The organism is Lactobacillus sp. (assembly GCF_051873315.1).
Taxonomy (GTDB): Bacteria; Bacillota; Bacilli; order Lactobacillales; family Lactobacillaceae; genus Lactobacillus.
In genome coordinates this window covers 15,761-39,243 of record NZ_JBJEES010000062.1, presented here as the reverse complement: position 1 = coordinate 39,243, position 23,483 = coordinate 15,761, and the positions used below count along the sequence as shown (strand labels likewise).

At 53.5% G+C, this 23,483-nt stretch carries 21 protein-coding genes; 2 read left to right on the top strand and 19 right to left on the bottom strand.

Annotated elements, in window-relative coordinates; all coding sequences use genetic code 11:
- Positions 1–827: SH3-like domain-containing protein (locus ACI32D_RS03825; RefSeq protein ID WP_439775319.1), on the bottom strand; the 827-nt coding region annotated here is incomplete at its 3' end.
- A 184-nt stretch (positions 828–1,011) separates the two neighbouring features.
- Here ACI32D_RS03825 and ACI32D_RS03820 point away from each other — a divergent pair.
- Positions 1,012–1,596: an ATP-dependent Clp protease proteolytic subunit gene (locus tag ACI32D_RS03820; RefSeq protein WP_008461710.1), complete on the top strand. Its 585-nt coding sequence runs from the start codon at positions 1,012–1,014 to the stop codon at positions 1,594–1,596.
- A 68-nt stretch (positions 1,597–1,664) separates the two neighbouring features.
- Here ACI32D_RS03820 and whiA read toward each other — a convergent pair whose 3' ends face one another.
- The 18 genes from whiA to ACI32D_RS03730 all read right to left on the bottom strand — a co-directional run bounded on the left by whiA (position 1,665) and on the right by ACI32D_RS03730 (position 22,731).
- A complete protein-coding gene (gene whiA / locus ACI32D_RS03815; protein WP_439775318.1) occupies positions 1,665–2,597 on the bottom strand; it encodes a DNA-binding protein WhiA in 933 nt (310 codons plus the stop codon).
- Positions 2,598–2,604: 7 nt separating this feature from the next.
- Positions 2,605–3,624 (bottom strand): gluconeogenesis factor YvcK family protein, encoded by a 1,020-nt coding sequence (locus ACI32D_RS03810; RefSeq protein WP_439775317.1) that lies wholly within the window; start codon positions 3,622–3,624, stop codon positions 2,605–2,607.
- 9 nt (positions 3,625–3,633) lie between these two features.
- A complete protein-coding gene (rapZ, locus tag ACI32D_RS03805; protein ID WP_439775322.1) occupies positions 3,634–4,512 on the bottom strand; it encodes an RNase adapter RapZ in 879 nt (292 codons plus the stop codon).
- A gap of 101 nt (positions 4,513–4,613) precedes the next feature.
- Complete coding sequence (locus ACI32D_RS03800; RefSeq protein ID WP_439775316.1) at positions 4,614–5,672, bottom strand: DmpA family aminopeptidase; 1,059 nt, start codon at positions 5,670–5,672, stop codon at positions 4,614–4,616.
- 8 nt (positions 5,673–5,680) lie between these two features.
- Positions 5,681–6,484, bottom strand: a complete 804-nt coding sequence (locus tag ACI32D_RS03795) for a M55 family metallopeptidase (protein WP_439775315.1) — start codon at positions 6,482–6,484, stop codon at positions 5,681–5,683.
- Between the two features lie 120 nt (positions 6,485–6,604).
- Positions 6,605–7,147 carry an HdeD family acid-resistance protein gene (locus ACI32D_RS03790; RefSeq protein WP_439775314.1) on the bottom strand — a complete coding sequence of 181 codons (543 nt, stop codon included), beginning with the start codon at positions 7,145–7,147 and terminating at the stop codon, positions 6,605–6,607.
- A gap of 96 nt (positions 7,148–7,243) precedes the next feature.
- Complete coding sequence (gene uvrA, locus ACI32D_RS03785) at positions 7,244–10,102, bottom strand: excinuclease ABC subunit UvrA (protein WP_439775313.1); 2,859 nt, start codon at positions 10,100–10,102, stop codon at positions 7,244–7,246.
- A complete protein-coding gene (gene uvrB / locus ACI32D_RS03780; RefSeq protein ID WP_439775312.1) occupies positions 10,092–12,134 on the bottom strand; it encodes an excinuclease ABC subunit UvrB in 2,043 nt (680 codons plus the stop codon). Before uvrB ends, uvrA begins: the two co-directional genes overlap by 11 nt.
- 122 nt (positions 12,135–12,256) lie before the next feature.
- The gene (gene trxB / locus ACI32D_RS03775) at positions 12,257–13,189 is read right to left on the bottom strand and encodes a thioredoxin-disulfide reductase (RefSeq protein ID WP_439775311.1); all 933 of its coding nucleotides are present in this window, start codon (positions 13,187–13,189) and stop codon (positions 12,257–12,259) included.
- Positions 13,190–13,263: 74 nt separating this feature from the next.
- Positions 13,264–14,280 (bottom strand): NAD(P)H-dependent glycerol-3-phosphate dehydrogenase, encoded by a 1,017-nt coding sequence (locus tag ACI32D_RS03770; protein ID WP_439775310.1) that lies wholly within the window; start codon positions 14,278–14,280, stop codon positions 13,264–13,266.
- A 5-nt stretch (positions 14,281–14,285) separates the two neighbouring features.
- On the bottom strand, positions 14,286–15,119 hold the full coding sequence (gene lgt, locus ACI32D_RS03765) for a prolipoprotein diacylglyceryl transferase (protein ID WP_439775309.1): 834 nt from the start codon (positions 15,117–15,119) through the stop codon (positions 14,286–14,288).
- On the bottom strand, positions 15,119–16,078 hold the full coding sequence (gene hprK, locus ACI32D_RS03760) for an HPr(Ser) kinase/phosphatase (protein WP_439775321.1): 960 nt from the start codon (positions 16,076–16,078) through the stop codon (positions 15,119–15,121). The genes lgt and hprK overlap by 1 nt, the downstream gene beginning before the upstream one ends.
- Positions 16,053–16,355 (bottom strand): hypothetical protein, encoded by a 303-nt coding sequence (locus ACI32D_RS03755; protein WP_439775308.1) that lies wholly within the window; start codon positions 16,353–16,355, stop codon positions 16,053–16,055. Before ACI32D_RS03755 ends, hprK begins: the two co-directional genes overlap by 26 nt.
- Before the next feature lie 10 nt (positions 16,356–16,365).
- Positions 16,366–17,482 (bottom strand): peptide chain release factor 2 gene (gene prfB / locus ACI32D_RS03750; protein WP_439775307.1). Its coding sequence is split into 2 segments (ribosomal slippage): positions 16,366–17,409 and positions 17,411–17,482, totalling 1,116 coding nucleotides; the frame shifts between segments, so codons are not numbered across the junction.
- A gap of 89 nt (positions 17,483–17,571) precedes the next feature.
- Positions 17,572–19,974 carry a preprotein translocase subunit SecA gene (gene secA / locus ACI32D_RS03745; protein WP_439775306.1) on the bottom strand — a complete coding sequence of 801 codons (2,403 nt, stop codon included), beginning with the start codon at positions 19,972–19,974 and terminating at the stop codon, positions 17,572–17,574.
- A 159-nt stretch (positions 19,975–20,133) separates the two neighbouring features.
- A complete protein-coding gene (gene hpf, locus ACI32D_RS03740) occupies positions 20,134–20,691 on the bottom strand; it encodes a ribosome hibernation-promoting factor, HPF/YfiA family (RefSeq protein WP_439775305.1) in 558 nt (185 codons plus the stop codon).
- A gap of 79 nt (positions 20,692–20,770) precedes the next feature.
- A complete protein-coding gene (locus ACI32D_RS03735; protein WP_439775304.1) occupies positions 20,771–21,457 on the bottom strand; it encodes a ComF family protein in 687 nt (228 codons plus the stop codon).
- Entirely contained in the window at positions 21,454–22,731 is a 1,278-nt protein-coding gene (locus ACI32D_RS03730) for a DEAD/DEAH box helicase (RefSeq protein WP_439775303.1), read from the bottom strand. Before ACI32D_RS03730 ends, ACI32D_RS03735 begins: the two co-directional genes overlap by 4 nt.
- Before the next feature lie 44 nt (positions 22,732–22,775).
- Here ACI32D_RS03730 and ACI32D_RS03725 point away from each other — a divergent pair, with 44 nt between their 5' ends.
- The gene (locus ACI32D_RS03725) at positions 22,776–23,435 is read left to right on the top strand and encodes a YigZ family protein (protein ID WP_439775302.1); all 660 of its coding nucleotides are present in this window, start codon (positions 22,776–22,778) and stop codon (positions 23,433–23,435) included.
- Positions 23,436–23,483 lie beyond the last annotated feature (48 nt).

Here is a 23,483-nt window from a genome sequence, read left to right as displayed (position 1 = left end):
TTCTTCATGTTAAAGGCTACGATGTTGCCTTTAAGCTGGTCACTGGCAGCGGCAGACCGGTACCAGCTGCTGTAAGCCCAGCCGCCATTTACGGCCAACCCTTCCATAACGGGGCCGACCTGCTGCCAGTCATTGGTCTCTAGGCTCAAGTTGCGCGGCTCCCAAAGCTGGGTAGCCAAAGTCAAGCCGCCGCTACTCCAGCGGTTGCTGCTGGTCTCTACGCCGTAGCGGTGAGCGGCATTCCAGTTCTTGGAGCTGCCGGAGTGGCTTCTCGTGCTGGCTACTTCCTTAGGCCCCTTCTTGGCAGTGACGGCCGGCTTAAGCGCCCGGTTCGGGTTGGCCGTCTTCACTACTTGAACAACCGTCTTGGCCTTGCCATAGGTAAAAGTCAGCTTGTCTCCGGACAGACTGGCCTTAACCGCGCCATTCGCCGGGTCCACCATGGTCCCGTGAGCGTCAGTGACATAGCTGATGGCATCCTTGTAGTTGAAGCGGTTGTCATCTTTGACCAGGTAAATCTGCTTGGCCGCCGAAATCTTGTTTCTGACGAACCATTTTTCACTAACCCAGCCTAATGGACGACCGTTGGCATAGATGTATGCATAAGTCCCCTTCTTGGTCTTCTTGCTGGCCGTTGACTGGATCTTGCTGTATTTGAAGTACTTGGTGGTCGTCAGCTTCTTGCTGGCCCCCTTGCTTGTCACTTTGGCATAGATCCCCATGTTTTTCGTCCCCGGCATCTTGCTGACCGTAGCCGCCTGGGCCGTTTTGGCCTGGCCGGCAAAGGCTGCCGCCAAGAGGAGCGAGCAAAGCAGTTTCTTATTCATTTCTTTTTTCACTTTCTACATAAATCAGATTTTTCCGGCTAAAAAAGCCTTTCCACACAAGGACATTATAGCACCGGTTTATTTTTCGAAAAAGAGTGCTCCAAGTTTGACAGACCGGGCCAGGAGTGTTTTAATTAGCACTGTATCCAAATGAGTGCTAATCAAATTCACTAGGAGGAAAATTATGTTAGTACCTACAGTTATTGAACAAACGGCCCGCGGCGAACGCGCTTATGACATTTACTCCCGCTTGCTGAAGGACCGGATCATCATGTTGAGCGGTGAAGTCAACGACCAAATGGCCAACTCCATCATCGCCCAGCTGCTTTTCCTTGACGCGCAAGACAACACTAAAGACATTTACATGTACATCAACTCACCAGGCGGCGTAATTACTTCCGGCATGGCTATCGTGGACACCATGAACTTCATCAAGTCCCCAGTTTCCACCATTGCCACCGGTATGGCAGCTTCCATGGCCTCAATCATTTTGGCCGAAGGCGAAAAGGGCAAGCGTTTTGCCCTGCCGCACGCTACTGTCCTGATCCACCAGCCTTTGGGCGGGGCGCAAGGGCAAGCCACGGAAATCCAGATTGCCGCTGAAGAAATCCTGAAGACCAGAAAGATGATCAACGAACTTCTGGCCAAGGACTCCGGCCAGGACATCGAAACCATCAAGCGCGACACTGAACGCGACCACTACATGACCGCCCAGGAAGCCAAGGACTACGGCTTGATCGACGACATCATGGTCAACCAAAACAAGTAATCCGCTTTTTAGCGGAAAGAAAATCCAGACGACTGCTATAGCCGTCTGGATTTTTCTTTTGTCTTATATTAGCGAAGGTTTTCCGCGATCTCATGCAGTTTCTTCAAGCGGTGGTTGACCCCGGACTTGGAAATCGGGCCATCGGGAACCTGCTCAGCCAGTTCCTTAAGGGAGAGTTCCGGGTGCTGCAGGCGGAAGCGGGCCAGGCTGGCCAGCTTTTCCGGCAAAGACTCCAGGCCCTGCTTTTCTTCGATCAGTTCAATGTCTTCCACCTGCTTGGCCGCCGCGCTGGCCGTCTTGCGGAGGTTGGCCGTGTCACAGTTGACCAGGCGGTTGACGGAATTGCGCATGTCCCGCATGATCCGCAAATCCTCAAAGGCCAGCATGGCATTGACCGCTCCGACCACGTGAAGGAAGTCGCCGATTTTTTCCGCTTCTTTCAAGTAGACGATGCTGCCGCTTCTGCGGGCCGTCACCTTGGCGTTTAAGTCGAAGTACTTGTTCATGATCTCCTGCAAGTCCTGGCAGTGGTTGGCATAGGTGCAGTAGATTTCCAGGTGGTAGCGGCTGGTTTCCGGATTGTTGACGCTGCCGCTGGCTAAAAAGGCCCCCCGCAAGTAGGACATCGACCGCTGCTCTGAATGCTTGATCTTGTCCGGCACCCCAGTGATGAAGCCTTTTTCCGGGGAATAGATCTCCAGATCCGCCATGATCTCGCTGACCATCTGGGCCACTCTGACCAGGTACTGGTGGTTCTTCTTCAGCTTCATCTTCCTGGTCACGATCAGCTGCGGCTCAAAACCGTAGGCCGTCTTGATCAGGGAAAAAATCCGCCGGGCAATGGCCGGGTTTTCCGTCACGATGTCCAGGCTCATTTGCCCGTCATGCCGGCTCAAAACCGCGTTCATCCGCAAAAAGGCCGCCAGCTCTGCCTTGGCGTGCTCGGGATGGACCTCGATTGAAGTCAGCTCTTTTTTTACCTCACTGGCATAACTCGCCATTAACTTCCTACTTTCTCTTAAACATTTCCTGCAGGGCCAGGTCGATGATTTCCCTGGCCACTTTGTCGCCGTCATGGAAGACCAGGCCACTTCTTTGGTCGATAAAGTCATCCGTGATCACCCGGCAGTTCTGCGCCTTCAAGCCGGCAAAATCGTTGGCGACCGGCTTTAAGTATTCATCATAGTCTTCCGGGTGGAACTTGCTCATGTCAATCTGGGCCCCGTTGACCAGGGCCGTGTCGATATAGTTGCCGCCCAGGTGCTGGTTGATGACCCGGACATGGTCAGCATCGCTTAAGCCGACAGTTTCCCCGGCCTGGGTCATGATGTTGCAGACGTAAACTACTTCTGCCTTGGTCTCCCGGACTGCTTGCCCGACATTAGGGATCATCAGGTTGGGCAGAATTGAGGTAAACAGTGACCCCGGCCCCAAAACGATGGCGTCAGCCTGCATGATGGCCTCAATCACCGGACTGGGAGCCGCCGGTTCACCGTCATCGGCCGTTACCCAGACCCGCTTGATCTGCTTGTGCTGGCTGGTAATTTCCACTTCCCCGCTGCTTTGGCTGCCATCCATGAATTCCGCGTTCAAGGTCAAAGGCTCGTTAGCAGAAGGATAAATGTGGCCGTCGACTTCCATCATGGCCGATAAGGTCTGGACAGCGTCAAAAATATTCCCTTGCATCTCACTTAAGGCCGCGATAATTAAGTTGCCAATCGCATGGCCGGAGAAAAAGGAGTCCTTTGAGTCAAAGCGGTATTGGAAGATCTGCTTTTTTTCTTCCGACAGGTCGCTCAAAGAAACCAAAACATTGCGGATATCGCCCGGGGGCACGACGTTGATATAGTTGCGGATGATCCCGGATGAACCGCCGTCGTCAGAGACGGTCACGATTGCCGTGATCTCCGCGTCCTGCTTTTTCAAAGCCTGCAAAATAACCGGCAGGCCGGTCCCCCCGCCAATAACGACCACCCGGGGCCGGCGGCGCTTGATGATGCGGATGATCTTGTTTTCGCCTAAAGACATGCTGAATTCCTACTTTCTGAGATAACGGCTGATTTCCCGGTGGGTAATGTCAACCGGATATTTTTCAGACAAGTCGCGCGCCAGCTGCTGGGCAATCGAGACGCTGCGGTGCTGACCGCCCGTGCAGCCGATGGCAATCGTCAGTTTTTCCTTGCCTTCGTTGATGTAGCCTGGAATTGCCGTCAACAAGAGGTCCAGCAGCTTGCCATAGAAGACCTTGGTTTCGTCCTTGTCCATGACATAGTTGAAGACCCGCTTGTCCAGCCCCGTGAAGGGACGCAGTTCCGGAATGTAGAAGGGGTTGGGCAAAAAGCGAACATCCATGACGATGTCGGCGTCGATCGGCATCCCGTACTTGAAGCCGAAGGACATGACCTCAATCCCGAATTTTGGCTTGTGGAGGGCCCCAAACTTGCTCTGCAGCTTCTGCTTCAGCTCCTTTGGCGTCATCTTGGAAGTGTCCAAAATGTAGTTGGACCGGTTTCTCACCGGGGTCAAAAGGCGGCGCTCATCCCGGATCCCGTCCAAAAGGCGGCCATTTTCCGCCAATGGCGGCAGGCGGCGGGTTTCCTTGTAGCGAGCCACCAGGGTGTCGTCAGAAGCTTCCAAAAAGACGATCGTGGCCTGGGTCTGGCCGCTGTCTTCCAGGGAGTTGATTTCGTCGATCAGGTCCTTGTAGAAGGACTTGACTCTGAGGTCGATCACCACGGCAACTTTTTCAAAATCTTCCGAGGTGTTCATCAGGTCCCAGAAATTGCCCAGCAATTCCGGGGGCAGGTTGTCGACCACGAAGTAGCCGACGTCCTCCAGTGAGTGGGCGGCGACAGTCTTGCCGGCCCCGCTCATCCCCGTCAAAATCAACAGCTGTTTCTTGTATTTTTCATGCATGATTCCGTATTGCTCCCTTAAAACGTTAAATTCTATCATACCGGGCGTGCCGCGTCTTGGCAATCAATTAGCCCTGCCTGCATTCCTATTCTTCACTCTTATTATAAAAAATCCCGCAGACCATAGACCGTTCTCCCCTTAAATCCAGTCAGGGTCTCCGCGTGCACCAGAGCGCTTAAAACCGCTTCTTCGATCGTCTCCGCCCCGGCTTCAAAGACCGGGTCCAGCTGACTGTCTGGCAAAAAGCTGAAGCTTTCTGCTTCTTTGGCGAAATGGCTGACTCTTTGCGCCGTGGAAAAAGCCAAGGCGATATCGCCGGACCCGTCCCCAATATACGACCCGGTCCTGGCTAAGCCAACCGCGCTGCGGCGGGCTAGGCGGCCAAGTTGCCGGCTAGAGAGGGGCAGGTCGGTGGCGATCACCATCACGATTGACCCCTGGTCTTTTTGATAGCGGTCATAAAGCTGGTTATTTTCTGCTTTTGCCCGGGCCAAAACGGCGGCTTTTAATTCCTGGCCCAACAGCCGGCCTCCGGCCCGCAATTTGCCAAAAGCCCCGAAATTAGCGCAAACCAGGCTGGCCAAGTGGTATTTTTTGCCCCCCAGTTCCAAAAGCCTGGAGGCTGACCCAATGCCGCCCTTAAAGCCTAAACAGCGCATCCCGGTTCCAGCACCTACGTTGCCCTCTTGCAAGGGCGGATTCTCTTCAGCCAAAGCCAGGGCCGCCAGAGCATCACTTTCTTTAACCGGCAGGGATCTGATATCGTTCAAGTCCCCGTCGTTACACTCCATCACGACCGGATTGACCGTCCCGGTTGTGAGACCGATCTCCGGATTGCGGTCCAGCATGTAGCGGGTCAAGGCCGTCCAGCAGGTCCCCACGGCCAGGGTGTTGGTCATGAGGACCGGGGTCTCCAAAGTGCCCAGCTCATTGATCTGGACCAGGCCGGTCGTTTTGCCGAAGCCATTGATGACCTGGCCGCTGGCCAGCATTTTTTGCTTGAAAATATCACTTCCGGGCAAAATTGCCGTGACGCCGGTATTGACCCCGCCCTTTCGCAGGGTTACCTGGCCCACCTTAACCCCCGGAACATCGGTTATGTCGTTTTTTTCTCCGGTTTGATAGGCCCGGGGCAAAAACAGTTCTCCTTTTAAGCCCATCTTCCACCTCAGATTTCCGTCATGAACATTTTCGCCGTCAAAAGCTCCATAATGCTCTTGGCCCGGTAGGAAACGACCCGCTCGCCTGCTCTTTCAGCTCCTGGATAAAAAGAGGCGGCTCTGGCCCGGCCAGCTGAAGAAAAGCAAAATTCCAGCAGGTATTCGTCAGCTAAAAGCGGCAGACCGCCCGCACCCGCCAAGGCTTCCTTGATCCCGGTCATGATGGCCGCTTCTATTTCCTTCGGGCTCTTGTTAACAGTCGCGCTGCCCACCCCTTTTTTGGTAGCACAGGTCACGATGCCCGGGCAAAATTCTTCCGCCCGCCGGCAGATACCGGCATCCCCAGCCAGGAAAAATGAAGGCACCCCGTACTGGGCCGCGCAAAGGCTGTTAAAGGTAAATTCCGAAGCCAATTCTCCGTTCAGCTTGACCCAGGAATACCAGCCATGTTCCACCGTGTGATCCAGGGGCGTTTCACTGGAGCCAGCCGGGGAATGGCTGCCAATATGGATTGCCCCGGCATAGTCAGCGGAAATGCCAGCCATCATTTCTTCTGGTGAAGAGTCCCAGCCCTGGATCAGTTCTGTTCCTGCCGGCAAAAGGGCCGGGTCCAGGTTGATCCCGTCTTCGTGCCCGTCTTTGACCGTCACCTGATAGCCGGCTTTCTGGCAGGCTTTGACCGCGGCCACGGTTTCCCTGGTCATTTCTTTTAGGGCCAGGTCGTAGCCTTTATGCCCATAATGGGTCTGCTCCCAGCTGGTAACGCCGGCGCAGCCCTCCATGTCGCAGGAAATATAAATCTTTTTCTCCATTTGCCTAACCTCCCCTGCTTTTGCTTTTTCCTTACACTTTTTTACTGCTTGCTTACATTTTACCATCAAAAAAACTGCCAACACTTAAACAATCTGTTAAGTATCGGCAGTTTGACATGCTTAACGGTGCATGAAGGCCAAAGCAATCTCATTGATCCCGAAGATCATCAGGTAGATCGCGATCAAGTAGACCGTGCTCATCCCCGCGATAACCGGTCTAAACAAAAGCATAATTCCGACAACCAGGCCCAGGATGTTCAAGAGCAGGTTGAAGAAGAAATACCAGCCGGTCTCAAAGAAACGCAGGTGCCAGGCAAAGACAATCCCGATCACCGAGTCAACGATGAACCAAATGGAGACCACGATAGCAATCGTGTATGCCCCGACCTTGTTATTCCACAGGAAGAAGATCCCGACTAAAATGTCAAAGATCCCCGATAACAGGGTGGTCCAAGACGGGCCAAAAATCCCGTGAAAGCCAGCATACATGGAGATCCAAGCGATCCCCTGCATGATCGACAAGACGGCCAAAATGATGACCAGGCCCCGCAAGCCCTTGCCAGGGTTGGCAAAGAGAAAAATGCTCAAAACGACGGAGACAACCCCCGCGATAAAAACGCCCCAGTCAAAACCGCGTTTTTCGTTAAAGCCGGAATCAAACATAAGAATCATCCTTTCACACTAATGCAAAAATTCTGACAATTATTTTGGCTTCCGCTTTCATTTTACAATATTTTGCGAAAAAGGTTTAGGGGCGAATTAAGATTCTTTTTCTTTATTTGCAAGGCTCTTTTCAGTCAAAGCCTTGTCCCGGTCCAAAACCGGCTTGAGGTATTTGCCAGTCCAGGACTCTGGGCAAGCCGCAACTTCTTCCGGCGTCCCCGTGCAAACCACCTGGCCGCCCCGCTCACCGCCGTCCGGCCCCAGGTCGATCAGCCAGTCAGCCGTCTTAATTACGTCCAGGTTGTGCTCAATTACCAAAACAGTGTTGCCCTGGTCAACCAGGCGCTGGAGGACTTCCAAAAGACGCTTGATGTCATCGGTATGCAGACCGGTAGTTGGTTCATCCAGAATATAGAAATTCTTCCCAGTCGACAATTTTTGCAGTTCGCTGGCCAGTTTCATCCGCTGGGCTTCCCCGCCGGATAAAGTGGTCGCAGGCTGCCCCAGCTTGACATAGCCCAGGCCCACATCAACGATGGTCTGCAGCTTGCGGTGGATCTTTGGAATATTGACGAAGAAGTCGCAGGCTTCACTGATGGTCATGTCCAGAACTTGGGCAATGTTCTTTTCCCGGTAGGTCACTTCCAGGGTTTCGGAATTATAGCGCTGGCCGTGGCAGACCTCACAAGGAACGTAGACGTCTGGCAGGAAGTTCATTTCAATCTTGAGGATCCCGTCCCCGTGGCAGGTCTCGCAGCGCCCGCCCTTGACGTTGAAGGAGAAGCGGGCCTTGGTGTAGCCCCGCATTTTGGCTTCATTGGTCTGGGCAAAAAGGGTCCGGATATCGTCAAAGACACTGGTGTAGGTCGCCGGGTTGCTCCGCGGCGTCCGGCCGATCGGGCTCTGGTCAATGTCGATCACCTTTTCGATATTCTTCCAGCCGGTCAGTTTCTCATACTTGCCCGGCTTGGCGGAATTATGGTTGAGCTTCTGGGCCAGGACTCTCTTTAAAATTTGGTTGACCAGGGTAGACTTGCCGGACCCGGAAACCCCGGTCACGACCACGAATTCGCTCAATGGAAATTCAACGGTAATGTTCTTCAAGTTGTTTTCCGCTGCCCCGGTCAGCTTCAGCTTCTTGCCGCTGCCCTTGCGCCGCTTCAATGGAACTGGAATGAACTTTTCTCCCCGCAGGTACTGGCCGGTCAAAGACTTTGGATTGGCCATGACTTCTTCCGGCGTGCCGGCCGCCATGACTTCCCCGCCAAAACTGCCGGCGCCTGGTCCCATGTCGATCAAATAGTCTGCTGCCCGCATGGTTTCATCATCGTGTTCAACGACAATCAAGGAGTTGCCCAAATCCCGCATCCGCTTCAAAGATGCAATCAAGCGGTCATTATCCCGCTGGTGCAGGCCAATAGAAGGTTCGTCCAAAACGTACATGACCCCTGACAGGTTGGAGCCAATCTGGGTGGCCAGACGGATCCGCTGGGCTTCCCCACCGGACAAAGTCCCGGCTGATCTGGACAAAGTCAAGTAGTCCAGGCCGACGCTGACCAAAAAGTTCAAGCGGTCGCAGACTTCTTTCAAAATCGGCTTGGCAATGGCTGCTTCCTGCTCGCTTAAGTCAACTTCCTTGAAAAAGGCCAGGGCATCCTTGATTGACAAATCGCTGGCCTCAGCCAGGTTCTTGCCATTTACCTTGACTGCTAAAGCCTTCTCATTAAGCCGCTTGCCGCCACAGACCTCACAGGGCAGCTCGGTCATGTACTTGCCCATGACTTCCTGCATGAACTTGGACATTGGCTTGGCATAGCGGCGGTCGACATTGTTGATCACCCCTTCAAAAGGCTGCTTGGTGTCGTTGACCCCAAAGTCGCCTTCCAAGTGGAAGTGAATTTCCTTGTCTGACCCGTTCAAAATGATGTCTCTTTGCCGCTTGGTCAGCTTTTTAAAAGGCTTGTCCATCGGGATCTTCAAGGCCTGGCAGGCCTGCTCCAGCATCCCCATGTAGTACTTTGACCCTGCCCAAGGAGCCAGGGCACCATCAGCTAAGCTCTTGTCCTTATCCGGAACCACCAGGTCCGGGTCAACCGCCAATTTCATCCCCAGGCCATCGCAGGCCGGGCAGGCCCCAAATGGCGCGTTGAAGGAGAAGAGGCGGGGCTCCATTTCCCCAACCGTGAAGCCGCAAAGAGGACAGGCATAGTATTCAGAGAAGCTGAGCTTTTCGCCCCCAATTACGTCAACATCCATGTAGCCTTCAGACAGGCGCAGGGCCGCTTCAGCCGAGTCAAAGAGGCGGGACCGGATCCCGTCTTTGATAACCAGGCGGTCAACCACGATTTCAATGTCGTGGCGCTTGTTTTTCTCCAAGGCAAACTCTTCGCTGGCATCGTGCATCTCGCCGTCAACGATCACCCGGACATAGCCGGCCCGGCGGATTCTGGCAAAAACTTCCTTGTGCTCGCCCCGCTTGCCCCGGATGACCGGAGACAAAAGCTGGATCTTGCTTCTTTCCGGCAAATCCAAGATCCGGCTCACCATCTGGTCCACCGACTGCCGCTGGATCAAGGTGCCGTCATTTGGACAGTAAGGGTGGCCGACTCTGGCCCAAAGCAGGCGGAGGTAGTCGTTGATTTCAGTAACCGTGCCGACTGTTGAGCGGGGGTTGTGGGAGGTCGTCTTCTGGTCGATGGAAATAGCCGGGTTGAGGCCGTCGATTGAGTCAACGTCCGCCTTGTCCATCTGGCCCAGGAACTGACGGGCATAGCTGGACAGGGATTCGACATAGCGGCGCCGGCCTTCAGCATACAGGGTGTCAAAAGCCAGTGAGCTCTTGCCAGAGCCGGACAGGCCGGTAATAACGACCAGCTGGTCTTTGGGAATGGTTACGTCGATGTCTTTTAAATTGTGCTCGCGGGCACCGCGGATGACGATTTTTCTATCTGCCATTGAAGTCCTTGCCTTTCTTCTTAATCGGTTTTCTCACCGAGCCTTCCAGCTCGATAATTGCGTCGCGGAGGTTAGCCGCGCTTTCAAAGTCCAAGCGCTTGGCCGCCTCTTGCATCTGCTCTTGCAAGTTGCTAATCATCTGCTTCTTCTGCTTGGCCGTCAGTTCATCGAAGTTGAGGTCGGCGAAGGAGTCTGACTTTTCTGCTTCCTTGTCGGCCTTGACCACGGAGATCATGTCCCGAACCGGCTTGATGATAGTCTTTGGCACGATCCCGTGCTCTTCGTTGAATTTCATCTGAATGGCCCGGCGGCGGTTCGTTTCATCAATCGCCAGCTTCATGGAATCGGTGATCCGGTCAGCGTACATGATGACCTCACCATTGGCGTTCCGGGCAGCCCGGCCCATAGTCTGGATCAGCGGCCGGTAAGCCCGCAGGAATCCTTCCTTGTCCGCGTCCAAAATGGCAACCAGGGAAACTTCCGGCACGTCGATCCCTTCTCTGAGCAGGTTGATCCCGATCAAAACGTCAAACTTGCCCAAGCGGAGGTCCCGGATGATCTGCATTCTTTCCAAAGTCTTGATGTCCGAGTGCAGGTAGCGGACCTTGATGCCCAGGTCTTTCAAGTAGTCGGTCAGGTCTTCGGCCATCTTCTTGGTCAAAGTGGTGACAAAAACCCGCTCGTTTCTTTCGATCCTCAAGTTGATTTCAGCAACCAGGTCGTCGATCTGCCCTTCAATTGGCCGGACTTCGATCTTCGGGTCCAAAAGCCCGGTTGGCCGGATGACTTGTTCCACGATCCGGCTGGTGCGGTTTAATTCGTAGTCACCCGGGGTGGCTGACACGTACATGATCTGGTTGACGTGCTGCTCAAATTCCTCCAGCTTCAAGGGCCGGTTGTCCAAAGCTGACGGCAGGCGGAAGCCGTAGTCGATCAAGGTCTGCTTTCTGTTCCTGTCCCCATTGTACATGGCCCGGATTTCCGGCATGGTAGCGTGGGATTCGTCGATTAAAATCAAAGAATCCTTGGGGAAGAAGTCCAAAAGGGTGTAAGGCGGCTCACCGGCCTTGCGGTTTTCCATCTGCCGGGAGTAGTTTTCAATCCCGTTGGTGTAGCCGACTTCTCTCAGCATTTCCAAATCATAGGTGGTCCGCTGCTTGATTCTTTCTGCTTCCAGCAGCTTGCCCTCTTTTTCAAACTTCTTGACCTGCTCATCCATTTCGGCCTTGATCCGGTCGATAGCGCCGGCCAATTGCTCATCATTGGTCATGAAGTGGGTTGCCGGGAAAAGGGAGATGCTGTCTCTGACCCCGTGCACTTCCCCGGTCAAGGGGTCGACTTCGACAATCCGGTCGATTTCGTCGCCAAAAAATTCAATCCGGTAGGCCCGGTCAGAATAGCCGGCCGGGAAAACTTCCACGACGTCGCCCCGAACCCGGAAACGGCCCCGCTGGAAGTCGATGTCGTTTCTGTCGTACTGGATGTTGACCAGGTCCCTGAGCAGGGTGTTTCTTTCGTATTCCTGGCCGGTGTAGACGTTTAAGACGCTGGCCGCGTATTCTCTTGGGTCACCCAAGCCGTAGATGCAAGAAACAGAAGCCACCACGATGACATCGTTTCTGGACATCAAGGCGCTGGTAGCCGCGTGCCGCAGCTGGTCGATTTCATCGTTGATCGAGGCGTCTTTTTCAATATAAGTGTCTGACTGGGGCACGTAGGCTTCCGGCTGGTAGTAGTCATAGTAGGAAACGAAGTATTCCACGGCATTGTTTGGGAAAAATTCCTTAAATTCATTGTAGAGCTGGCCAACCAGGGTCTTGTTGTGGGTAATGACCAGGGTCGGCTTGTTCATTTTGGCAATTACATTGGCCATGGTATAGGTCTTCCCCGTCCCCGTTGCTCCCTTGAGGATCTGCTCTTTATCGCCGGCCTTAAAGCCGGCCACGAGCTGGTCGATGGCCTGCTGCTGGTCACCAGCGGGCTTATATGGTGAGACGAGTTCAAATTTGTTGTTGTCTTGCCGCTTGATCACGGTTCTCCCCCCTTAAACTTGCAATAATCAGTCGTACTCTATTTTACTACCCGAACATAGATTCTAACAATATTTTGCTCAAAGAAAAAAGCAGCAGACTTTTTGTCCGCTGCTTTGAATATCTATTTCAAAAATCCCTTGGCTTGCAGGTAGTTGTAAGCTTCCTGCCCGGCCACGCTGCCTTCGCCAACGGCGGTCGTGACCTGGCGCAGGTCCTTTGGCCGCACGTCGCCGGCCGCGAAAATCCCTTCCTGCCGGGTCCGCATCAATTCATCAGTTGGAATCCAGCCGTTTTCGTCCAAGATGTCCAGGTCTTCCAGGGCCTTGGTCACTGGCAAAACGCCCACGTAAATGAAGACGCCCTTGGTGGCAAATTCCTTCTCTTCCCCGCTGACCTTGTCCTTGTAGCGGATCCCGCTGACCTTGCCGTCTTCACCGACGATTTCTTCGGTCAAGGCGTTCCAGACGAACTTGATCTTCGGGTGCTTGAAGGCCTTCTCCTGCAGTTCAGGCTTGGCCCGCAGCTGGTCTCTTCTGTGAACGACCGTGACTGACTTGGCAGACTGGGCCAGGTAGAGCCCTTCCTGGATGGCTGAGTCGCCCCCGCCGATCACAGTCACGTCTTCATCTCTGAAGAAGGCTGCATCGCAGACGGCGCAGTAAGAAACACCATGGCCGGAATAAGTTTCCTCCCCCGGCACGTTCAAGTGCTTGTGCTCTGAGCCAGTCGCGATGATCACGGCTGGAGCCAGGTATTCCTCGCTGTCAGTAATCACCCGCTTGTAGTCGCCTTCCAGCTTGACGGCCTGGACGTCGCCATATTCATAGCTGGCCCCGGCGTTTTGCACGGTCTGGTACATCTTTTCGCCCAATTCCGGCCCCTGGACTTCCACAAAGCCCGGGTAATTGTCGATGTCGGCAGTATTGTTCATCTGCCCCCCGTAAATCCCCCGGTCTAAGAGCACCGTCTTCAGGTTGGCCCGGGCCGCGTAAACCGCCGCCGTCATGCCGGCTGGACCGGCACCAATGATTACTACGTCAACTTCTTTGGTCATAAACAGCCTCCTTGTTACTTACTTTTTACAAGTAATATAATACAGGATTTGCAAAAGATTGCAAGCCCCCCTGCTTAGATTCTGATTTCCGGTCCCATCTGCCGGCTCATCATCAGCTTGATCTCATCGTCGATCTGGGCTCCCTCATAGAGGACCTTGTAGATGGAAGCTGAAATCGGCATGTCCAAAGAATACTTGTCACAAATTTCGTGGACGGCCTTGACGGTCGTGGCCCCTTCAACCACCTGGCCCATGTTGGCCAAAACTTCATCCAATGGCTTGCCCTGGCCCAGCTGGTAGCCGCAGCGCCAGTTCCGGGAGTTAACTGATGTACAAGTGACGATCAAGTCGCCGATCCCGGACAGGCCGCTGAAGGTCCAAGGCTGGCCGCCAAAGGCCACGCCCAGGCGGGTGATTTCCGCCAGCCCCCGGGTCATCAAGGCCGCCTTGGCATTGTCCCCGTAGCCCAGGCCCGCCAGGATCCCGGCGGCGATGGCGATGACATTCTTCACGGCTCCGCCGACCTGGACCCCGATTGGGTCGTTGCTGGTGTAGAAGCGGACGTAGTCATTTGAAAAAATCTTCTGCATCTTGGCCGCGTTGTCCAGACTGGTTGAAGCTAAGGTGATGGCCGTCAGGTCCTTTTGGGCGGTATTTTCCGCGTGGCTGGGACCGGACAGGACGATCATCTTGTCAAAGCCATCCGGGTAGATTTCGTCTTTAAAAATCTGCAAAACCAGCTTTTTAGTCCCCGGCTCAATCCCCTTGGTGGCCGAAACCAGGTAAGGCTGGCGGCCACTTTCGTCCAAAAACTGCCGGACTGCTTTAGCCACTGACCGGATGGCGCTGGTCGGCACAGCAAAGAGGATAATGTCACAGTCTTTTAGAACCTGCCCCATGTCGATGCTGGCCCAGACGCTCGGCTTCAAGGTCCAGTCCTTCATGTAGTGCAAGTTGGTGTGGTCTTGGTTGATCTCATCAGCAATAACTTGCCGGTGGGCGTAAAGGGCCACCTCGTGGCCGTTGTCAGCCAGCATGGAAGCCAGGACTGACCCCCAGGAACCGGCGCCTAAAACGGAAATTTTTGTCATTTTTTCTACCTCTCGTATGGATATTTTAAACCGCTACCATCAAGATACCACTTTGGCTTGACTTTGACACGCCGGTAGACAAATAAAATAACCACAGCTATTAAAAGCAGGAGGCTGAGGGCCTGGGAAACCCGGATGACGCCGAAGATATAAAGGCTGTCCGTCCGCATCCCTTCCACGAAAAAGCGGACCACGGAATACCAGGCCAGGTAGAACATGAAGACTTCCCCTTGCTTAAAAAGATGCTTCTTGTGGCGCAAGGAAAGGATAATGATCAAGCCGATCAGGTTGAAGAAGGATTCATACAAGAAGGTCGGCTTGTAGTAGCTGCCATTAATATACATCTGGTCGATGATGAACTGGGGCAAGTGAAGGTTTTGCAGATACTGCAGGCTGCACTTGGCCCCGTGGGCTTCCTGGTTCATGAAGTTGCCCCACCGGCCCAGGACCTGGGCCGCCATCACGCCAGGTGCCACGATGTCCAGGACCAGAAATGGCGGCAAGAAGCGCCGGTAGCAGAAGACCAAGAGGACGATTGCCCCGGCGATCAAGCCCCCGTAAATGGCGATCCCCCCGTTCCAGATGGCGATAATCTCATCCGGGTGCTGGGAGAAGTAGCCCCATTCAAAAATGACGTAATAGATCCGGGCCCCGATAAAGCCGATCGGCACGCCCCACAAGAGCAGGTCGATGAAGTCGTCGCTCATAATCTGCCGTCTTTGCCCTTCTCTGATGGACATGAAGGTGGCCAGCAGGATTCCGCAGGCGATGATGATTCCGTACCAGCGGACATGAATGTTGCCGATACTGAAGGCAATTGGATTCAGTGCTAAAGTCACTAGTCGTCTTCACCCCGCTGTTCTTCTTCGGTATTTTCCGCGATCAAGCTAGTCAAGTTTTCGTCAAAAGTCTTGGCCGCGTCAAAGCCCATGGCCTTAGCTCTAAAGTTCATGACGGCCACTTCCACGATATTTTCCATGTTCCGGCCGACCTTAACCGGGATGGTGACCTGCGGCACCGCGATGCCGCAGATGATCCGGGTGTTTTCCTGGAAGCCCAGGCGGTCGTAATTGGCCTTGGAGTCCCAGTTGGTCAGGTTGATGACCAGGGAAATCTCTGTTTCGTCCTTGATGGCCCCAATCCCAAAGAGCTTAAGGACATCAATAATCCCGATCCCCCGGATTTCCATCAAGTGCTTCAAAATGCGTGGGGCTTCCCCGACCACGGTCTCGTGGTCCCTCTGGTAGACGTCCACCCGGTCGTCAGCGATCAAACGGTGACCGTGCTGAACCAGGGCCAGGGCAGTTTCGGACTTGCCGACCCCGGATTCCCCGGTTAAGAGAACCCCCATCCCAAAGACTTCGACCAAGACCCCGTGGACGCTGCTTCTTTCGGCCAGCTTCACGGCCAGGTACTGGGTAATCATGCTCATCAAGTAGGTCGTGGTGTCGTTGGAAATCAAAATCGGAGTCCCGGCTGCTTCCGCCGCCTCCTTCAGTTCAGCTGGCACCGGCAGATTGCGGGAAACCAGCAGGCAGGGAGTTTCTTTTTGGCAGATTTTTTCAAAAACCCGCCGGCGCAGGTCGTGATCCAGGCGGGCAGCGTATGAGATTTCTGTTCTGCCCAAAAGCTGGACCCGGTCAGCCGGGTAAAAATCAAAGTAGCCGCTTAATTCCAGTCCCGGCCGGTAAACGTCGGAAACCGTAATCTTCTTGCCGGCCACATATTCTTGTCCCTGCAGAACCCGCAGGTTGGAATTGTCATTAATAAGTTCAGTTAGTTTTACCTTGTTCGTCATCATGTGCCTCACTCTCATCAACATCTCGCACTGTCACATCTTGCGCCTGTTTCCGCGGCCGCTCCGGATCTGCCTGGCCTGGCTTGAACCAACTGGATTCCGGCCGGCTGGGCAGCTGGTATTTTTTCCGCCAGTAAAAGCGGTAGTAGAGCCATAAAAGCAAAATTACGACCAGACCCACCGGCAGCAAGGCGATCAAGGCCTTGAAGAAAACCGAGAGCAGGGCCAGGGCAACTACAGCCGCCAAAACCAGCAGTACAATCGTGATAAATGACATGTTTTTCCTCTTATTCTGGGTTCTCTTGGCTCAAACGCCACTGAAGGTATGCATAGATGAAGGGATCCAGCTTCCCGTCCATGACTCCGCTCACATCAGCAGTTTCATAGCCGGTCCGGTGGTCTTTAACCATGCTGTAAGGGTGGAAGACGTAAGACCGGATCTGGGAACCCCAGGCAATATCCAGCTGCTCGCCCTTCAAGGCCGCCTTTTCCTTGCGCTTCTTTTCTTCTTCCAGGTGGAAAAGCTTGGCCCGCATTTCATTCATGGCCGTATCCCGGTTCTGGAACTGGGAGCGCTGGGCCTGGGAAGTCGTCACGATCCCGGTTGGAATGTGGGTGATCCGGACGGCACTGGAAGTCTTGTTAATGTGCTGGCCGCCCGCCCCGGATGACCGGTAGACGTCGATTCTGAGGTCCTTCGGGTCAATGTCGATTTCAATGGAGTCATCGACTTCAGGGATAACTTCAACCGAGGCAAAAGAAGTGTGCCGTCTTTTGGCTGAATCAAAAGGCGAAATCCGGACCAGGCGGTGAACTCCGTGTTCAGACTTGAGCAGCCCATAGGCATTCTTGCCGGAAATCCGGACGCTGACGCTCTTTAAGCCGGCTTCATCGCCTGGCTCAAAGTTGTTGACTTCAAATTTCAGACCGCGGGAGTCACAATAGCGCTGGTACATCCGGAGCAGCATGTTGCCCCAGTCCATGGCTTCAGTACCGCCGGCGCCTGGGTGGATTTCCATCAAGGCATTGTGGTCATCATACTCGCCCGACAAGAGCAGGCTCAGTTCATACTGGTGGAACTCTTCCTGCAGCTTGGCCAGCTGGTCTTCGGTGTCCTTTTGCAAGTCTTCATCTGCTTCCAGGCGCAGCAATTCCAGGGCGGTTTCCTCATCGGTTAGGTCTTTTTCCAAGGCCAGGAAGGAGTCCCGCTTTTCCTTAAGCAAGTTGGTCTCACTGATCAATTTCTGGGCCTTTTCCTGATTGTCCCAAAAACCCGGTTCCGCCATTTTAGCTTCGTTGATTTCAATGCTTTCGCTGATATTATCGAAGTCAAAGAGACCCCCTGAAGTGGTTAAGCCGGGTCCGCAACTCGTCTAAAGCATTTTGAATTTCACTGATTTCCATTGTCTTTTTCCTTTGCTAAAAATTCTTGTTTTGACTTACTTAGATTATAACCAAAAAGAGGAGGCTCCCGCCCCCTCTTTTATAATTTATTAACGACTCAAGTTGTTTCTGATCTGAGCCTTCATGAAGAGGCGAGTCACGTCAAACTCGATGTCGCTGATCATTTCTTCAAACATGTTGTAGCCGGAGTCCTGGTATTCAACCAGTGGGTTAAGCTGGCCATAGCCCCGCAGCCCGATTGACTGCCGCAATTGGTCCATAGCGTCGATATGGTTGGTCCAGTGTTCGTCAACCACGCGCAGGATAACCACTTTTTCAAATTCCAGCATTTGTTCCGGGTCAGCCAGGGCAGATTCTTTTTCCTGGTAGTTGTCTTCAACCAGTTGGTAAAGCTGCTTCTTAAGGGCATCTGGCGTGAAGGTCTTAAAGTCGATTTCTGAATCAACGTATTCTTCACTGGCCAGGCTGGACACGATGAAGTCACGCAAAGAGTCCAGGCGCCAAGTTGACCGGTCGCCTTGGGTGAACATGTCCACTTGGTGGTCAATAGTCCGGTGGATCATTGGCATCAAGACGCTCTTCAAAGACTTCTGCTCATCGATGACCTGCATCCGTTCCTTGTAGATAATTTCACGCTGGATCCGCATAACGTCGTCGTATTGCAGGGTCTGCTTACGGGTGTCGTAGTTGTTCCCTTCAACCCGCTTCTGGGCAGATTCAACCTGGCGGGTGATCAAACGGCTTTCGATAACCTTGTCGTCGTCATTGTCAGACAGGCGGTCAAGGAAGTCCTTGACCCGGTCGCCCCCAAAGCGCTTCATCAAGTCGTCTTCCAGGGACAGGTAGAAGCGGGTGTAGCCCGGGTCACCCTGCCGGCCGGACCGGCCCCGCAGCTGGTTGTCGATACGGCGGGATTCGTGTCTTTCAGTCCCGATTACGGCTAAACCGCCCAGTTCCTTGACGCCAGGCCCCAGCTTGATGTCAGTCCCACGCCCGGCCATGTTAGTGGCAATCGTGACTGCCCCTCTTTGGCCGGCATTCATGATGATGGCTGCTTCTTTGGCGTGGTTCTTGGCGTTCAAGACAGCGTGCGGGATGTGTTCCTTGTCCAGCATGTGGCTCAAGCGTTCAGAAGATTCAATGGCCACCGTGCCGACCAGGATTGGCTGGCCCTTGGCGTGCCGCTGCTTGATTTCGTCAACCACGGCCTTGAACTTGGAGTCCAGGGTCGGGTAGAGCAGGTCTGGCATGTCCTGTCTGATGACTGGCCGGTTGGTCGGGATAGTGATGACTTCCATGTTGTAGATTTCACGGAATTCTTCTTCTTCAGTCTTGGCCGTACCGGTCATCCCGGCCAGCTTCTTGTACATTCTGAAGTAGTTCTGGTAAGTAATCGTGGCCTGGGTCTGGGATTCTTCCTGGATCTTGACCCCTTCCTTGGCTTCGATGGCCTGGTGCAGGCCGTCTGAGTAGCGCCGGCCTTCCATGACACGGCCGGTAAAGGAGTCGACGATCAAGACTTCACCATCTTGAACCACGTAGTCAATGTCCTTGAGCATGATGTAGTTGGCCCGCAGGGCTTGATCGATGTGGTGAACCAGCTTCTGGTTTTCAACATCGTAAAGGTTCTTGAGGCCAAAGTGGTCGCAGGCCTTCTGGATCCCGGTTCTGGTCAGGGAAATGGTCTTGGTTGGCCAGTCGATCTTGTAGTCGCCGTGGTCTTCATCGTCATCAGCGTCATTGTCGCTCTTGTCTTCAACCAGTTTCTTGACAAAGCGGTCAGCCCGGACATAGTCGGCGTTGGCTTGTTCAGCTTCACCGGAAATGATCAAAGGCGTCCGTGCTTCGTCGATCAAGATGGAGTCAACTTCGTCGATGATGGCGTAGTTAAGCGGCCGCTGAACCATTTGTTCCTTGTAGACAACCATATTGTCCCGGAGATAGTCAAAGCCCAGTTCGGAGTTGGTTGAGTAGGTTACGTCGCAAGCGTAAGCTTCCCGCTTTTCTTCCGGGGACATGGTGCTGACGTTCAAGCCGACCGTCAGGCCCAGCCAGCGGTAGAGCTGGCCCATTTCAGTTTCGTCACGGCTGGACAGGTATTCGTTGACAGTAACAACGTGCACGCCCTTGCCGGACAAAGCGTTGAGGTAAACCGGCATGGTGGCCGTCAAGGTCTTACCTTCACCGGTCATCATTTCGGCAATGTTGCCCCGGTGCAGGGCAATCCCACCCAGGATCTGCACGCGGAATGGGTACAGGCCCAAGACCCGCTTGGAAGCTTCCCGGGATACGGCGAAGGCTTCCGGCAGCAGGTCGTCTAAGCTTTCGCCCTTTTCGATGCGGCTGCGGAATTCCGGCGTCTTGGCCTGCAATTCTTCGTCAGAAAGAGCGGCCATTTGGTCAGCGTATGACTCTACTTGGTCAGCAATTTTTTCAAAACGCTTAAGTTCTCTTTTGTCAGCGTTGTATAACTTCTTTAAAATGTTTGCCATCTAATCGTCCTTAATTCTGATATTTAGTCTAAAATCACAGAATAATTTTAACATGTAACTGCCAAAAATTAAAATAATCTACAAAAATAAGCAGGGCACAATAATTATCGTGCCCTGCCTGGCTTGCTGCCTTAGTATTCAGTTAGATATCCGGCAAAACTATTCGTTAGTTTCAATCAAGCCGTAGCTGCCGTCGTTGCGGCGGTAAACCACGCTGGTGCCGTTGGTTTCAGCGTCTTGGAAGACGAAGAAGTCGTGTTCCAGCATGTCCATTTGCAAGATGGCTTCTTCTGGGTCCATTGGCTTCAAGTTAACCCGCTTGTTGCGGACGATCTTGAACATTGGAGCCTTTTCTTCCTTCTCTTCTTCAACCGGAGCTTCTTCAGGAACAAAGAATTCTTCTACGCCCTTTTCCCGGCTCTTGCGGTTGACGCGGGTCTTGTACTTTCTGATTTGGCGTTCAAGCTTTTCGGAAACAAAGTCAATGCTGCGGTACATGTCATCCGTAGTTTCTTCAGCTCTCAAAACCAGGTATGGAAGCGGGATAGTTACTTCAACCTTAGCTGAGTGGTCACGGTATACCTTCAGATTTACATGAGCGATTACGTCCTGGCTCAGATCAAAGTACTTTTCCAACTTGGTCAAGCGCTTTTCAACATAGTCTCTCAAAGCTTCAGTGACTTCAATATTTTCGCCACGAACATTGTACTTTAACATAATAATTATCTCCTTTCCCGCTTGCGCGGTTTCTTTACACCCATATTATACCAAACTTGAAAGCGCTTTGTGAAAATATTTAGCGACTAATTGAAAAACTTTCGACCTGGCATTCAGGAAAAGCCGTTTCAATCGCGTCGCGCGCGTGATAAAGCGTTCGGCCTGTGGTGTAAATGTCATCCAAAAGGATGATCTTGCCTGTTATTTTACCCCTAAATTCCGGATTTAGAAAGAAATTTTGCTTGGCCTGCATCCGGGCTTTTTTGTCCTTTTCTCCCTGGGCCCCAGCCCCTGCCTTCTTGGCTAAAAGCGGAGTTAGAGGCAAAAGAGGATTAAAAATTTCCCAGACTGTATCATAGCCCCGCTTCTTCCGGTGCTCGGGTGAAGTCGGGACAGGCACGTAGTAGTCAGCTGCTAATTTCTGGACAGCCGGGGCGGCTAATTCCTGCAAGACTTGGCAGAGCAGGTAGTCCCCGTAGCGCTTGTAGCGGACCATCAAGTCGTGAAAGGCCTGGTTGTAGCAGTAAACTGCCTGGTTTTGCAAAAAATCTCCCTGGTAGATCCGCCGCCACTTCTGGCAGTCCTGGCAGATTTCCCCATTAGCCTGCCGGCGGCCGCACTGGGGGCAAAAGACAGGGCCGATTTGGTCAAACTGCTTGCGGCAGGCTGGGCAGAGGCAGGAAGTCTTAATTTTGCCCGGCAAAAGCAGGCGCCTGATATCCAGGTCTTCGGTAAAAACCTGGTCGCAAAAAAGGCAAAGGCTCATCCCCGGTTCATCTCCTTGATCTGCTTGACCGCGCTTCTGATCTGCCGGCTGTAGCGCCGGTAGCAAAACAAGACCAAGCCGTCCGGGTCCTGCTTGTCTCTGCCCACCCGGCCGGCGATTTGGACTAAGCTAGCGGCGGAATAGATCTCATCGTCAGCCGCCACGATGATCACCCAGACATGCTTAAAAGTAACCCCCCGCTCCAAGATTGTGGTCGTCAAGAGCAGGTCGAGCTCTCCTTTTCTGAATTTCTCCACCTTCTCCAGCCGGTCCGGGTCCTGGGCGTAGACTGTTGCCAGGCGTTTATTTGGCAGGAGCTTTTTGACGGCGGAAAAATACTGGGGCATCTGGGAAATTCTGGGCAAAAAGACTAAAAGGGGGTGGCCACTTTCCGCGGCCATTTTGATCCGCCGGGCCAGCTTGGGATGCAGGCGGCCCTTGGCCAAAAAGGGCTTAATGTAGAAGTCAAGCCGGGGCACGGGCAAGGGGTAGCCGTGAAAGCGGCGGTTGAGCCTAACGACGGCCAGTTTCCCCTGCTTGACTTTTTTCAGCAGGTCCTCTGGCGGCGTCGCCGTCAAAAAGACCCGGCTGCCCGTTTTCTTAACGGCATTGCCCGCGGCAAAATGCAGCTGGGGATTGCCGGCATAAGGGAAGGAGTCGATCTCGTCGATGATCAAAAGATCAAAGGCCTGGTAGTACTTAAGCAATTGGTGGGTCGTGCAGATGACCAGCTGCTCATTGGCGGGCTGCTTTTCCTCCCGGCCATGATACTTGCCGATCTCCACTTCCCCGAAGGCGGCCACCAGGCGGGGATAAAGCTCATTGACCACGTCGATTCTGGGCGTGGCGATAGCCACCCGGCAGCCGCGGCTGAAAGCCTCAGCCAATAAGGGAAAAATCATCTCCGTTTTCCCCGCCCCAGTCACGGCCTCGACCAGGCAGTCCTCTTTAGCCGCGAATTTTTCCAGCAAAAAGCGGCTCACGCCCTCCTGGCGCTCTTGCAGCTGCCCAGTCCAGGTCATCCCCGCTTTAGCCGGATAAGAGCCGCTAGCGGCTTGCCGGACCAAAAGCTTGCCCTCATCCAGCCGGCCCAGGCCCACGCAAGCGCGGCAATACAAAAATCCCGACGGCAGACGCGCCCAGCAGGAGCTGCCGCAGCGCTGGCAGATGCCATTTTCTATGGCAGGAATTGCCGTCTGCCCCTCTTTTATGCTATTATCCACTTTGTCAACCAGCCATTGGCGGCCGGCCAGAGATTCTTTTTCTTCTGTCACTTTTTTCGCCTCCACTAACTAATACACCAAAAAGGGATGATTTTTTGTCAAAAGAAGCAGATTTTTTAACGATCAAAGAAAACGGCCAGCATGAGCTGGTCATCAAGAAGAGCCGCTTTATCGCGACTTTTGCCCGGATCCAGGATGAAGAAGAAGCCCGGGACTTCATCGCCGCTACCAGCAAAAAGTACCACGACGCCACCCACAACACCTATGCTTACACCCTGGGCATCAATGATGACCGGGTCAAAAGCAGCGACAACGGCGAACCAAGCGGGACAGCCGGGGTGCCGGAATTAAAGACTCTGCAATTGATGGGCCTAAAAAATGTCGCCGTCGTCGTGACCAGGTATTTCGGCGGAATCAAATTAGGGGCCGGCGGCCTCATCCGGGCATATTCTTCCAGCGTCAGCGAAGCAGCTGAAGCAATCGGCATCGTCAAGCGGGTCAAGCAACAGGAATTGATTTTTACCATCCCCTACAACCGCTATGACAAGGTCGACCACTTCCTCAAGGAGAAAGAGGTCTATGTTGCCGGCACTGAATACGGCGTAAACATCACCATTTCCGTCTACCTCGACCTGGACCAGATTGACCCCTTCATCAGCGATTTGACCGAGCTCTTAAACGGGGAACCAGACCTGATCAAGGGTGACCAGCGCTATAACGAAATTCCCGTCAAAAGCGGCGAAAAAAGATTCTGACCAAAAATGACCAAGCATTTCTGCTTGGTCATTTCTTTTATCTGTTCA